This window comes from Paenibacillus sp. J22P165 (assembly GCF_059692015.1).
This window is the reverse complement of record NZ_JCAUAP010000034.1, coordinates 1-13,843: the sequence shown is the minus strand read 5'-3', so window position 1 is coordinate 13,843 and position 13,843 is coordinate 1. Positions and strand designations below refer to the sequence as shown.

At 40.7% G+C, this 13,843-nt stretch carries 11 protein-coding genes and 1 pseudogene; 5 read left to right on the top strand and 7 right to left on the bottom strand.

The features are described 5' to 3' along the window. Nucleotides 1-110 precede the first annotated feature (110 nt). The 7 genes and pseudogenes from AC58QM_RS35640 to AC58QM_RS35610 all read right to left on the bottom strand — a co-directional run bounded on the left by AC58QM_RS35640 (nt 111) and on the right by AC58QM_RS35610 (nt 7,287). Nucleotides 111-293 (bottom strand): hypothetical protein, encoded by a 183-nt coding sequence (locus tag AC58QM_RS35640; RefSeq protein WP_497289392.1) that lies wholly within the window; start codon nt 291-293, stop codon nt 111-113. 272 nt (nt 294-565) lie between these two features. Further along, nucleotides 566-910 carry a hypothetical protein gene (locus AC58QM_RS35635; RefSeq protein WP_497289391.1) on the bottom strand — a complete coding sequence of 115 codons (345 nt, stop codon included), beginning with the start codon at nt 908-910 and terminating at the stop codon, nt 566-568. Between the two features lie 418 nt (nt 911-1,328). After that, nucleotides 1,329-1,946: pseudogene (locus AC58QM_RS35630) on the bottom strand (cysteine hydrolase family protein). 265 nt (nt 1,947-2,211) lie between these two features. Continuing rightward, nucleotides 2,212-3,654, bottom strand: a complete 1,443-nt coding sequence (locus AC58QM_RS35625; protein WP_497289390.1) for an aldehyde dehydrogenase family protein — start codon at nt 3,652-3,654, stop codon at nt 2,212-2,214. 174 nt (nt 3,655-3,828) lie between these two features. After that, nucleotides 3,829-5,877 (bottom strand): response regulator transcription factor, encoded by a 2,049-nt coding sequence (locus AC58QM_RS35620; RefSeq protein WP_497289389.1) that lies wholly within the window; start codon nt 5,875-5,877, stop codon nt 3,829-3,831. Nucleotides 5,878-6,344: 467 nt separating this feature from the next. After that, nucleotides 6,345-6,653 (bottom strand): hypothetical protein, encoded by a 309-nt coding sequence (locus tag AC58QM_RS35615; protein WP_497289388.1) that lies wholly within the window; start codon nt 6,651-6,653, stop codon nt 6,345-6,347. Between the two features lie 286 nt (nt 6,654-6,939). Continuing rightward, entirely contained in the window at nt 6,940-7,287 is a 348-nt protein-coding gene (locus tag AC58QM_RS35610) for a winged helix-turn-helix transcriptional regulator (RefSeq protein WP_497289387.1), read from the bottom strand. A 241-nt stretch (nt 7,288-7,528) separates the two neighbouring features. On the opposite strand from AC58QM_RS35610, the gene AC58QM_RS35605 reads away from it, so the two are divergent. From AC58QM_RS35605 to AC58QM_RS35585, 5 genes are all read left to right on the top strand, one after another. Continuing rightward, a complete protein-coding gene (locus AC58QM_RS35605) occupies nt 7,529-8,539 on the top strand; it encodes an LLM class flavin-dependent oxidoreductase (protein ID WP_497289386.1) in 1,011 nt (336 codons plus the stop codon). Nucleotides 8,540-8,567: 28 nt separating this feature from the next. Then, nucleotides 8,568-9,488 carry an NmrA/HSCARG family protein gene (locus AC58QM_RS35600; RefSeq protein WP_497289385.1) on the top strand — a complete coding sequence of 307 codons (921 nt, stop codon included), beginning with the start codon at nt 8,568-8,570 and terminating at the stop codon, nt 9,486-9,488. 472 nt (nt 9,489-9,960) lie between these two features. Further along, entirely contained in the window at nt 9,961-11,439 is a 1,479-nt protein-coding gene (locus AC58QM_RS35595; RefSeq protein ID WP_497289384.1) for a spore germination protein, read from the top strand. 1 nt (nt 11,440) lies between these two features. Further along, nucleotides 11,441-12,550, top strand: coding sequence for a GerAB/ArcD/ProY family transporter (locus AC58QM_RS35590; RefSeq protein ID WP_497289383.1), 1,110 nt, complete (start codon nt 11,441-11,443; stop codon nt 12,548-12,550). Between the two features lie 23 nt (nt 12,551-12,573). Further along, nucleotides 12,574-13,638 carry a Ger(x)C family spore germination protein gene (locus AC58QM_RS35585; protein WP_497289393.1) on the top strand — a complete coding sequence of 355 codons (1,065 nt, stop codon included), beginning with the start codon at nt 12,574-12,576 and terminating at the stop codon, nt 13,636-13,638. Nucleotides 13,639-13,843 lie beyond the last annotated feature (205 nt).

Genomic DNA, 13,843 nt, shown 5'->3' with positions numbered 1-13,843 from the left:
CGAAACATCCTAATATATCTCGCTATCTTTCATTCGTCATTGATATCTAAAGGATGAAATCCTGCGAATAGACGAGCTTGCGTGAGGAAATTAAATCATACCGAGGGAGCTTAAAAAGTGTCAACAATACCCGCGAGAATAGCCACAATTCCAACGCCTACAAGAAGGTATCCGTTCTGTCTGTAATCCTTCATTGCTTTTTCTCCTTTACTTTCCATCCTTTTTCCAAATAACATACCTAATGCCAAACGTAAAAACAGAGCTAGGAAACCAAAAGCAAAGAATGGAGACATCTTATTCCTCCTATTGTTGGCAATAAATAATCTATCCGTGATTATCCATTTAATAGTAAGTGTCATCAATATTACGCCTCTAACAGTAGGAAGGTTCCGTAATTCTGCACTTTACTCACTTAAATAGGGATCGTCAAGACTGCGTGGCAGCCGACGATCCCTATTTAAGTAACGTTACTCGTTAGAATAATGAACTAAACTCTCTTTGTGGAATAATCAGTTTATCAAAATTGATAAAGGATAATAATCTACTATTCTCATGTGTTTATTTGTTAATATTCTTCACCATCGTCGCCAATAACTTTAGCATTTAACTTACTTGCTATTTCTTTCATTTTAGGGATTTGAAATTCATCTACATATTTTGCTGATATTTCACTTCCCCATTTACCATCTCTAAAAGAAAAAGTAATTTTGAACTCCTCATTATTAAATTCCGTACTCCATACACCCATACCCACCGAATCGATTCTTATCGTATTATTTGTCATTGGGTTTATTGCATCAATAAAATCAGCATATTCAAGTTCAGGGTCTGTACTAATACAATGTTTCCATTCATCTAGAGTTATAGGGGTTGCTAGCTCAGTTCTTTTAATATTCAAGTTATATCCCATCGTCTATCATCCTTTGTTTTATTATTAAGAATTATAAAAACCATTGCATAATGAAATCCATGCTTTATGTATTAATTTTATATTACCATCTATTGGAAAGCATATCTATGTATAGATCGCAACCACGCAAACCTGCCCGTTAGCTCAACAAGTTACAGGGCAACCGGCTGCTTGTCGGCAATCGGATAATGTTCTTGTCACGAATCGGGAATCGGATCAAGTTCGTGTCATCGCAAAATGACAAGAACTTGATCCGATAAAAAAAGCCCGCGATTTACGCGGGATTCATTCGGACAATATTCTTGTCAACCGACATTCTTACTGTTGTAGATTTTTTACCAAAAGAAAAACCTCCCAATGTGGCGGTTTATTCTGAACTATCGTATCCCGCGAGTACAACGGCGAGTGAGATAGAAAGCTATCCAACTGCCGAGAGTGCTTGTAGAAGCGAAGCGGAGTCCGATACCCAACCGAACATTCTTTCTATTGCAAGAAGGGTTGCCTCATAATTGTTATGACCGAACGGTTCCGCTGTACAGTCAGCTAGTAAGAGGCATTGATAGTCTCTGTAAAATGCATCACGAAGAGTTGATTCGACGCATACGCAGCATGTGACGCCAGTGAATATCAGTTGCTTAATCCCAAACTCTTTCAGGATTGCATCGAGCGCCGTCACGAAAAAGCCGCTGAATCGGTGCTTCGACACAACGATGTCATAGGGCTCGGGAGTGAGATCGCTTATAATGTCCGTGTTCCAAGTGCCTTTAATCAATTAGCGACCCATTCCCCCGTTGGGTAAATCGACGGACTCGCCAACCCCACCGTTTCTGAAACGGTTTGGGGCTTCTGGTTCTCCGAGATTAGAGAGGTCGCTCTCGAACTCATGTTTCAGATAGACATCCTTCATCCCGGCGGAGCGAGCGGAGGCTAGGACGCGTACAGTCTGTTCGACAGCTTCACGAGACGATGAAAGCGGAAAACCCGCTCGGGCAAACATACCTCCATCAGAAATGAAATCATTTTGCATGTCCACCACGATAACCGCTGTATTGGTCGGGTCTAGAGTCAATAGACCTAGTCTTGCATTGACCTGCACGTAGGATGCGGACTTAACGAATTCTACGCTCACTTGAATTCCTCCCAATATCTAACGGCCCCTAGCGCACCTGTCAAAATCAGCGTTTGTTCGCTGGTGGAAGCGGCAAAAACCGTCGAGAATTTCGCGGTTTTAATGAGATAATGTTTTAGTCACCCGACGCCTCCCTTTCAGAATACAAAACAAAGCTCATTTAATAAAGAAATCATTCTTGTATGGATATCCACTTGAAAACTGTTAACTCGTCGATGATCCACGGAAAACCAAATCTGCCAATGCCAGATCCTTTAGTCCCGCCAAATGGAACATCTCCCTGCCATTTGATAGGTGAATCATTGACATGAGTCATGCCTGACTCGATTTGAAGTGCCAAACGTTCTCCTTTCTGTAGATCTCTTGTAAATATCGAACTGCTTAATCCGGCGTCCGTTTCGTTCGCTAGCTCAATTGCATGTTCATCCGAGTTCGCTTTCATTATTACGGCGATAGGAGCAAATAACTCTGTCTGCGCCAATAGGCTTGAATTGTCAACGTCGACGATTACATACGGAGTTATAATATTTCCAACTCGTTTTCCCTCGAGAGCAAATTTCGCTCCCGATTGTTTCGCTTCATTGACAATTTTCATCGCTCTTTCGAGTTGCTCCTCATTAATCATCGGTCCGATAAACGTCTGAGGATCACTAGGGTCGCCGCACTTAAGACTTTTCGATTTCTCCACAAATTTAGCAATAAAATCAGGATACAGATTCTGGTGTACAATCATCCTGTTCGCCGCCATACAGATCTGACCTTGATGAAAATACCTACCGAAGATGGCCGCATCTACTGCCCTGTCTACATCGGCATCAGCTAATAATACTAGAGGAGCGTTTCCTCCTAATTCCAAAGCTACTCGCTTCAGGCGCTTGCCCGCGAGTTCGCCGACATGCCTGCCAACCTCAGTAGATCCAGTGAAACTTATAAATCCCGGTACGGGGTTAGTTATCATCTCGTCCCCGATTTCAGAAATATCAGTCAGAATCATATTAAAAACACCATCCGGAAGCCCCGCTTCCTCAAAGGCTTTCGCAAGGATTGAACCTCCGGTTAACCCAACTTGTATATCCGGTTTGTGAACAACCGAATTTCCTAGGGCAAGGGCAGGACCGATCGTTCTTATAGATAGACTCAGAGGGAGATTAAAGGGGGAAATCGAAGAAATAACACCAATCGGCACACGATAAACTCGATTCACTTTACGATCGGCAGTTGCCGGTACATCCTTCACTTTATCCATTTCGTCCGCTATTTGAATAGCGCCTTCCAACTCGGCAATCGCTGTCCAATGTTCTCCATAAGCTTTAGGAATCGTACCTCCCGTTTCTCGAACAATGACTCTAACAATCTCGTCTTTATTGGCATTTAAGTAATCGACAGCTTTCTGAAGGATGGCTTTCCGCTCAGCCGGCGATGTTTTGGCCCAAGCTTTTTGAGCTTCCTTCGCTCGAATGAATGCATCTTGCAACTGACTTTTTGTTGCTAAACGAACTTGCGTGATGATTGAATTGTCATATGGATTCAGAATTTCATACGTCTGTTCACTCATGCCTTCTGTCCATTGCCCATTGATATAACTCTTGTTCAGCTCTACATAATTTTGCACCATATAACTCTCCTTTTTATTTATTTGAAAATCAATATCGCTCTCCCCCTCAGTATATAGCTCCTGAAGAGGCAGGCGATATTAGCTGAAAGTTGTATAAAAGGAGAAAAAAGCCCCCGAGCCTTTACACTTTTGCTAAGTCTCTCGGCGATGAGGGCCATTATTGAACGACGCTCCCTATGATTTGCGCGATTCCCTGTTATAGCGGTTAATAAGCTGTACACGGTTTTTAATATCGAGCTTCTCGAAGATGTTGGAGAGGTGTTTCTTGACCGTAGCTTCGCTCATGAACAGATCTCTGGCGATCTCCTTGTTCGAACTTCCTCTCACGACCTCCTTCACGACTTCTCTCTCCCGAAGAGAAAGTTGATCGTCGATACTTTGAAGCTCACGCACTGTGGATACAGAGAGACCGAAGGAAGAAATCATTCTCTCCATATAAGGTATAATCTTCTGACCTCTTGCATCCAGGACGTAATATGGCGTTGGCGTCACGCCGTCGTAGTCGTAATGGACGATACCCTCTTTCTGCTCCATTCCCAAGCTGCATAATATGGTTTCCGAAATGGGATTTGCTGTAGGGGCGCCTACGAGATAACCCGCCGATAAAATATAGGTCATAAACGTAGATATCGCCGCGTCCATCGCGTTCGGGACGACTTCGCCGGATACAACGACCGACTTGACGAAATAACCAGCTTGGGTATCTCTTGGCACACTTAATTTTTTTCGCTCAGCCTCTGATAAGTGGTTGAAGTATGCAGCAGATACGGGCCGTGATCTCAAATAATCCATGGTATGTTCGTTGATAGGAATGCTCTCCATGAGACCGTAAACGGTACCTTGCTCATCGCGGATGAGCATGACGGAAGCAGGATCAAGGTTGAATAAATCATTCAGTCGGATCTGATTTAAATAACTGAGGCTCTCCTTAGCGGTCATTAAATAACTCGAGGGTTGGTTTGTTTTCCAATCGATGTATTCGATGGATTGGTCTTGTGAGGTAATCCGCTTATGCTCCAAATACTGTACCGCTTCCTCCCAGTTCGTGGGATGAAGGGGCTCCATGCTATGCGAGATCGACTGACGATTCAGTAGATACTGAATAAAATGATTTCCGATATAAAATAAGATTTCTGAGTTCCCCCAAGAGGACAAGCCGTTCTTGCTAAATCGCTTTATTTTGTCGGAATAATAGGATACAGTGCGCAACCAGATTCGATTATAGAAATCAGGACTCCTTCGGCGGAACTCCACTCCGATGGCATCGCGAAGCAAATCATGCAATAACCATCCGTGCTCTACCCTCTGGACAAAAGAATAAGAGATTAATTTGCGGAACTGCTCGGCTGAGACGCTCTTCCCCATCACTTCATTCAGCAGTTCGTGGTTGAAATGACGGATGACCGACGCCACTTCTACAATTTCTTTCATACTCGAATCTGGCACTTCTTGAAGCCAAGTCCCGGCAACGTCAGCAAACACGTCGCTCTCATATGTAGCATAGCTTTGCGAATGAGTGCCGACAAGTATCGTCGATACGAGCAGCGTCAGCGTCAGCGGATGCCCCTTAGACCTCGCCCATATGTGACGGATGCGAGTTTGTTGCGTAATTCCAGACAGTTCCAAATATGCTCGAACCGCTTCGTAATCAAGCTCTGCAAGCTGTATTCTACTTATGAGATGTCTCCATCCGGGAGAGGCCAACCACGAGCCTCGCATGGGAAATCTGCCGGAGATGACCACAAGAATATCCGGAATTAACTTGGGCAGGAGAACTTCTCTCAGCCAGCTCTCCATTTCTCCGACAGCTTCGAACGTATCCATGGCGAGCACGAATTTGTTGCCGCTGGCGTAGAAGCGAATCGCATCGACACAGATCTCCGTTAGCTGCTCGAGAGGAGCCGCGGGATCCATGCGTTCTGCAGGGTAATGAAGTTCATTTAGGAAGTGTAAGCAAGCGTCACGCGGATTTCTCGGCAGAACACGACAATCGAACAAGACGTATTTTGCACCGACTGACAGCGATTTCCTTCGGAATTCGTTCAATAGAAAGCTTTTTCCCGAACCGCCTGTTCCGTACAGATTAATTATACCTCCGGAAATCGGTTCCGAATTCAAACGGTCTTGGAAGAGGTGGATTTCCTGTTCTCTTCCGACCAGGTAGCGTTGTTCCAAACGATCGATCTCGCTGAAAATTGGAAGCGAGGAGTCGTATTCTTTCATTGCCACTCTCCTCCTATTCGTAAATAGCACGCTCAATATAACCTTTGCTCTCATTCATATTATACGGAACATATTTCCTGAAAAGTTCACCAAATTGGTCGACTTCAAGCTCTCTTCAAATCGTTCTTTCTGGAGCAATATGAATTTGCAAATCAGATTCGGCATTATATTTTCTTACGGATAAACTTAATTCAGTTGCATTACTCCTAATAGCCAGACACCACCCTCGCCCATATTGTCAATGTTTATTCGGCAAAATGATTGAACAATCCTCACGTTAGTTGAGAAAAGGCAACCGATCACTAGGTCGGCTGCCTTTTCTTGTTGTTATTGAACTAACGTTCCCAGTTAGCGTAACGAAGTTCTGCCGTGGATGGATAACTCTTAACCATATAACGAAACCTTCCTACGCTGATTAGGCTTAAAGCTGGCAAATATTAATACTTTTGTGGTTTGTGGTCACACGCTTAGCTTTTTTTATCTGGATAATTTTCAAGATCATCTCTGATTTCTTTTAAATCTGAGGATAGCTTTTCAAACAGTACCTTGTTCTTTGGATCGTTCCTATCTTTAAAGTTTGTACCGCCAAAAAAATAGTACGACACGTTCATAATACGTGTTTTAATACGCTCTCCATCTCCATCAAACTTACTCTCATAAAATGCATTAATTTTCTCTCGTTCAGAGTCAGGAAATCCCACGTATTCAATACTTAATTCAAAAACCTGAACAATCTCAAGTGCAACCTTCTTAAAATCGCTTTTTTTCACCCTCATTGTTGAATCCTCCTTTATTGAACATCCAGATAAGGAGATTATTAAAATTATTAGAAATGCTTGTACTAAACGTATCATTTTGTGATCTAACACCTTTATAAATTATCTAATTGCATATATTTCTCGCATCTTATTAAAGATTCCTGCCCGTTAGTTAAATAAAGGGCTGCCACGCGGCAGCCCCATTTGTTATTAAGCTATAGTTCTCCGTTAGTATAACAAAATATGAGAAACGAATCCCCTAACAGTAAGGCTAATCATGTTTAGCGACTAAAAAACAAGTATATCAAGTATTTATCGAATGGGTGTAATCCTTCAAATTTTCTTCCCCCCAATCATACATTGCCTCTATTATTGGAAAAAATTTTAATCCTAAATCTGTTAATGAATACTCTACTCTTGGCGGAACTACCTTGAATACTTCACGATAGATTAATTTATCCTGCTCCAGTTCCCTCAACTGTTTTGTCAACATGGCCTCAGTAATCTCCGGAAAACATCGACGGATCTCTCCAAAACGTCTAGGCTCCTCTGAAAGATACCATAGTAATAAGAGTTTCCATTTTCCTCCTAACATTTGTTGAACTTTTGTTAAACCACAGTCAGGTGTACGGTACTTCGTATTTTTAGTCACATTTCTCCTCCTAAAATAGCCAAATGAAGTTTCATTACTACCAAAAAACATAGTACCTATTAAAAATAACAGTACTTGTTATTATTGCTTATAAAGAATAAGGTAATAGTACCACTTTTGCTGTGGTTTTAAAATAATTGTTTCATGAAGGATTATGAAAGAACAACTTTACTTGAGCATCTAGGAGTACCTTTTCAATATGGACGTGAGATCAATCAATTAGAAAGGATGTAGGCAGAACATGGTTCAACGTTTATCTATATTGGATATGGCTCCAGTCGATCATGAAACGTCAGCCAAACAAGCTTTAATAAATTCGGTTAAACTAGCGAGTAAAGCGGATGAACTAGGTTATGAACGCTTTTGGATCACGGAGCATCATAATCTTTCCTCCGTAGCCAGCGCTTCGCCCGAACTGTTAATCGCTCAAATAGCCGCGAATACGCAGCGCATAAGGGTTGGTTCAGGTGGTGTCATGCTTCCCAATCATTCTCCGTTAAAAGTAGCTGAGAACTTCAAACTACTGCAGACGTTCTACCCAGATCGCATTGACTTGGGTGTGGGCCGTGCACCTGGAACTGACAGTAAAACTGCGCTAGCCTTACGTCGCTCTATGAATTCATTAAACGCAGATAATTTACAAGAATTGCTTCGTGAATTAAGAGGATATGACCAGCCTTCAGAGTCATTGTCTGATGATTCATATGCTCAGATAATTGCGATGCCACAAGATGCACCACTTCCGCCAATCTGGATTCTAGGGTCCAGCCCTTATAGTGCCCAACTTGCGGCAATTGAAGCAGCCAACTACTCTTTTGCATATCATTTTAATCCTGCAGGGGCAAAAGAAGCCATCTCATTGTATCGCAAGCTTTATCAAGCAAATCATGGCGTGTCAGCACCAGATGTTATATTAGGCGTTTCAGTAATCGGCGGAGATACGGATAAAGAAGTAGAATATCAAACAAGAATTCTAAGTTTAAAATATTTACAAAACTTAGGGTACTTCACGGGTGTCGATCCACTGAAGGCACATGAGTTACGGTATTCTGAAGCTCATCATCAAGCTGCGCAATCGTTTTTATCTACGATTGTAATAGGTACGTGGAGCGAATTGAAGCCGAAATTGGACTTCTTGGCGGATAGCCTAGATGTCCAAGAACTTATCGTGTCAACAGCCCAAGAAGGCTTTGATACGCGATTAAAATTGTATGAGAAACTTGCTGAGTTCTATAATCTACAACCAAACTAACAATATACCCATGAAAGGTGATATCAAAATGAATAATCAAAAATTGATTTTAGTTACGGGCGCTACTGGATTACAAGGTGGTGCTGTTGCAAATGAAGCATTAAAACAGGGATTTAAAGTTCGTATTTTAGTTAGAGATAAAAATTCTACTAAAGCCCAGGCACTTATTCAAAAAGGTGCTGAAGCTGTAGTAGGTACCTTTGATGACACATCCTCTTTGGAAAATGCTATGAAAAATATCGATGCTGTTTTTTCAGTTCCGATTTCTGGAATAGATACCAATGAAACGGATCGAGAGAGAAAACAGGCTTTTGCATTAATTCAAAGTGCAATAAAAAGTGGCGTAGAACAATTTGTGCATACTTCCGTTGCAGCCACAAGCAGATATAAGGAATTCCCAGATTGGGGAACAGGTTACTGGTTTGAAAAATATTGGACAGATAAGTGGGATATAGAGGAAGCTGTTCGTTCAGCAGGTTTTCCTACATGGACTATCGTGAAACCAGCATGTATTATGGAAAATTTCACTGCTGAAAAATCTGCGTTCATGTATCCTGATTTACAACAAGGGGAAATAAAAACGGTTACGTTTGCGGATACACCTATAGATCACATTGCAATTGAAGATCTTGCTTCTTTTGTGTGTGCAGCCTTTGCAGATCCTAAAAAATTCAATAAACATAATATTGAGTTGGCTGCCGAATCGATTTCATATAAAGAAATTGCCGAGATCATCTCGGAGGTAACAGGAAAAGAGCTTAAAATTACAACACTTAGTATTGAAGAAGCATTAGAGCAAGGAATTCATCCATTAGCTGTACGAGGTGAACAATGGAACAACGTAGTTGGTTATAATGTAGCTATAGATTTATTAAAGACTTACGGTATTAAATTAACTTCGTTTAAAGAATGGGCAGAAAAATATAAAGACAAGTTTAAAATAAATTAACCGCCAGTTAGATGAAAAAGCAGCCGATCTCAATGAGCGGCTGCTTTCACATTTGTAACGAGTTAAGGTTTTTCTTCTTTTTAATAAGTACTTTTTTATTATTACTTTTCAACTAAAGTTCCCAGTTAGTTTAACTACTCGGCATTTTCAAATAATCCCAACACTTCTATTACCTCTGGTTGCCCTATCTTTCTCTAACCCTCCAAGAAAACCCTTTAGCTTCACGCATATTTTATGGTATTAGTTGTTAATCCCTACAAGCAGCTCTGCTTTTTCGTGTATATTTTTAGAAAGTTTATCCGATGACTTGTTAAACTCTGTAGACCTAATACTAATGTATCCGCATGCACCTCATAAAACAGTTCTCATACATACGAACCCTAAGGGTATAAATGATCCAGTCATGGATAAATTATAAAGGCATAACCAATATTTTCAAATTTTACTACCCTACTTTGTAAGGATGGTGTTTATGTTTTGGAAGAAGCTTAAGATTGGACACCATTTTGAGAAACCTGAACCTCAGAATACCGTCCTAACGATAAATTCATTTAGACAAATTTTAGCCAACATGGACGATGCAGAAATCATCGAACGCAGGACCAATAATAATCAAATGGTGATGTTTCTCTACATAAGAACATTAATTGACCAAGAACGCTTAAATGAATCCGTTATCGAACCACTGCTCCACTGTGATCTTGAAGAAATAAATGAATGCATAGCCACAGCTAAGGTATCCAGAATTGTCACGATGGAGGAAGGTCAGCAGAAACTATTAACGGGATCCATCCTTTTTTATGAACCTATGAAGAATCAGTGGTGGGCAGCACTTCTTCCAAATCCATTGACTCGCGCCATCGAAACATCGGAAACCGAAACCATTATGTTTGGACCCAAAGACAGCTTTAGTGAGCAAATCGATCAAAATGTGACAATGATTCGCAGACGGCTTCCATCAACATCTTTAAAATCAGAAAGGTTTTCTGTTGGTTCTGTAAGTAAAACAGAGGTTGTCATGATGTATATGGAAGGGGTGACTAATCCCGAATTTATTGATATTGCAAGAAATAAACTATCTACCATTGATTTTGATATTTTTTTGGATTCGTCCCATGTTGCGGCATTCATGGAAGATCATTATCATAGTATATTCCCGCAATTTCAACAAAGCGACCGCCCGGATCTATGCGCTTTCACCTTATCGATGGGAAAAATTACTTTTTTAGTAGCCAATACACCATTTGCGTTAACGGCTCCCATCACATTTTTTCATCTATTTCAATCTCCAGAGGATTACATTAATCGCTGGCTGGTTGCCAGTTTTTTGCGGCTGCTGCGATATGTAAGCTATGTACTTTCGTTAATATTAGTCCCGATCTATGTTGCGCTAGCCACGCATCATTATCAGATGCTCCCGATGCAAGTTCTTTTCGTATTATTAGAATCTAGAACCAAATTGCCGTTTACACCATTTTGGGAAGCATTTTTAATGCTGCTTACCCTGGAGATCATCAAAGAAGCAAGTCTCAGGATGCCCACAAAATCGGGTCAAGTACTAGGCGTGATCGGTGGCATTGTCGTAGGACAAGCTTCCGTTGAAGCTGGTTTTGCAAGCAAAATATTAATTGTTTTAGTAGGTGTTACGGCTATCGCTTCGTTTCTAGTCCCTAATTATCTCGTGACTAAATCAAACACACTGCTTCAATTCGCTTTCCTTTTCCTTGCCAACTATATCGGAATGTTAGGGATAGTATTCGGGATAATTGTTATTCTTGTCCATTTAAATAGTATCACATCTTTGAAACAACCTTATTTTGCCCCCTTAGCTCCTCTTTACTGGAGGGATTGGTTAGATCTTTTCATTCGGGGTCCTTTCCATTGGATGAAGGAACGTCCTGAATATTTACATACCTTACAGAAATGGCGAACCAGTCAAAGGAGAAAATAATGTGAAGGCATCTTCCTTATATGAGAGAACGGCTACGTTTGGCGGGATCTATGTCTTTTTCATGGTCAACCGAAGTCAAATGCTATATTTCGTCTTAGTCACTCCTTCCAAATTGGTTTATCCCTATATGATTTGGGCATTAATTGCCGTGGGGATCTTATCACAATTGAATATGATCTTGATTGCAAAATGGTTTTCATCAGACATTTCCACCAAAGGATATCAAGGATTCGTTCAACTATTTGGAACGCGGACGGTTCGTGTTTTGGCCTTCGTTGGTCTGTTTTTCATTTTTGCTAAAATATATGTAAGTACACTGGGGACTGTGGAAGTGATTAATAGTATCATCTTCCCTTCCATGAATCCTTTGTGGTTAATTTTATTTCTCTTTGGGATTTGTTTGTACGCGGCCTCTCGAGGAATGACGAATGCGATACGCTTTGTCGTTATTGCCTTTTTTGGTTCCGCTTGGATGATTTTATGTTTTATTCCTTTCTTCTTCCCATCGATGGCGTCACTTCACGATTTATATCCCTTGATCCCTGCAGATTGGTCGACAGTTTCCTGGAAGAATCTTTTATTCATTTGGCAAGCGTTCTCGGGACCGGAGTACTTGGTCTTTATTGGGCCGTGGTTAAACCAAAAACAAAAGATGTTGAAATATTTGACATTCGCTAATACCGCGTCTGTCTTTGAGTATTTGATTATGTTTGTTGTTTCCTTATTATTTTTTAGTTCCCAATACTTGAACAAAAGCAGATTTCCGGTAACGGACCTTATTCGTTATCTGCAAACTCCTGTTTTAGAGCGAATTGATATCATTTTAATTTGCATGCAAATGTTTTATTATGTGTGGGCCATTTCCCTTTATTTCTTATGGTTCTACGGGGCTATTCGAATAGTTTCAGGAAGATTAAACGAACAGAGCAATCGAATTGGTTTTATAACCTGTTGGATCATGATTTTAATAAGTACGATTATTCTAGACAAGTGGTTTGGTGAAACTGAACAGAACCCTTTGATGAACCTACAGATTTGGTTACGGGCATTTACCTACTTGTTCATCCCAACCTTCCTTCTGATTGCTTGCAAACGAAAGGGGCTTATCTAGCATTGAGGCTGTTTAAACATACGATGTTCCTCGTCATAATGAGCAGTATGCTATGGATGATTGGATGCTCCCCATTTGTAGATAACAATCAGATCGAAGAAATCTCCCCTGTGATTTGGTGGTCAATTACTGAGGGTGCAGAAGGGAAGCTAAGAATAAGCACACTGGTACCACCCATATATTCTGAATCAAAAAAAATGCTTACCCAAGAAGTCGATCTATTGAAGGAGGGAGGAAAGGATTTTAATTTAAGCTATTATCGGGAAGTAAAATCAGGACAACTTCGTATGGTATTTATTGAACAAGAACTGGCGAAAAAAGGCATTACATCACTTATGAACACTTTATTTACGGATCCTGATATTTCTCAACGCCTTTATATCGTCATCGTCAATGGAAGCTTTGCTGATTTCATTAAAAATCAAATAAAAACACAAGACATCCCTGGCTATTTACTTTATCGTTTGCTTAAACACTATGAAAATAAGAAACAAGGAGATATGACTATTGTGAATCTACATCAATTTATGAAAAGGTACTATTCACCATACTCCGATCCAGTGGCACCTATTTTCAAGGTCGATAAAGAACATTTTATCTACGAAGGAACTGCGTTCTTCAAAAACGATAAACTGCAAACGAACATTAATAAGAGAAATGAACAAATATTCCAACTGATTGATCATAATCATCACCTTAAAGTCCTTACCATCCCAGAGTTATCAATAGCGATGGGGAATGTCACTTCCGAGACAAAGATGAAATTAAATCCCGACTACTCAACATTATCTCTCAACGTCGAGCTCAAAGGTCGCATTGAAGAGTACCGTGGAAAGGGAGATATAGACAACCTTGATCAATTAGCGGTTATTCATCAACAAATCAAATCGCTTCTCGAAAAACAAACAACAGAGCTGCTAATGAAAATGCAAAAGTCGGAAGTGGACCCTCTAGAAATAGGTACTCTTACACTAGGTCCTTTTTCGAAGCCTATGAGCGAGGATGAATGGTCTACTCTCTGGTCGAACATGAAATTTAACGTTACATATGAGCTTCATATACAACCTTTGACGAATGTGCGAAAATAAGCTTGCACAACAAAGAACGAGAACCATCTTCTTAACGGTTCTCGTTCTTTGTTATTTTCCAATGTAGGCATGCTGGCATTCTTGTTGAACTATTCTGCCCGTTCGTATTATGAGGTCACCAGATCTTTCTGGTAGACCTCATTTTTGTATGGTCTTATTATAGCGGTAGCCGGGGATCGAACGTTTCTGCCCGTGGGACTTGGAT

What these genes read in the sequence shown, in the direction of transcription:
- AC58QM_RS35620 (WP_497289389.1), bottom strand. Translation starts at nt 5,877, where the DNA reads ATGAAAGAATACGACTCCTCGCTTCCAATTTTCAGCGAGATCGATCGT.
- AC58QM_RS35595 (WP_497289384.1), top strand. Translation starts at nt 9,961, where the DNA reads ATGTTTTGGAAGAAGCTTAAGATTGGACACCATTTTGAGAAACCTGAA.
- AC58QM_RS35640 (WP_497289392.1), bottom strand. Translation starts at nt 293, where the DNA reads ATGTCTCCATTCTTTGCTTTTGGTTTCCTAGCTCTGTTTTTACGTTTG.
- AC58QM_RS35605 (WP_497289386.1), top strand. Translation starts at nt 7,529, where the DNA reads ATGGTTCAACGTTTATCTATATTGGATATGGCTCCAGTCGATCATGAA.
- AC58QM_RS35600 (WP_497289385.1), top strand. Translation starts at nt 8,568, where the DNA reads ATGAATAATCAAAAATTGATTTTAGTTACGGGCGCTACTGGATTACAA.
- AC58QM_RS35615 (WP_497289388.1), bottom strand. Translation starts at nt 6,653, where the DNA reads ATGAGGGTGAAAAAAAGCGATTTTAAGAAGGTTGCACTTGAGATTGTT.
- AC58QM_RS35635 (WP_497289391.1), bottom strand. Translation starts at nt 910, where the DNA reads ATGGGATATAACTTGAATATTAAAAGAACTGAGCTAGCAACCCCTATA.
- AC58QM_RS35585 (WP_497289393.1), top strand. Translation starts at nt 12,574, where the DNA reads ATGTTCCTCGTCATAATGAGCAGTATGCTATGGATGATTGGATGCTCC.
- AC58QM_RS35625 (WP_497289390.1), bottom strand. Translation starts at nt 3,654, where the DNA reads ATGGTGCAAAATTATGTAGAGCTGAACAAGAGTTATATCAATGGGCAA.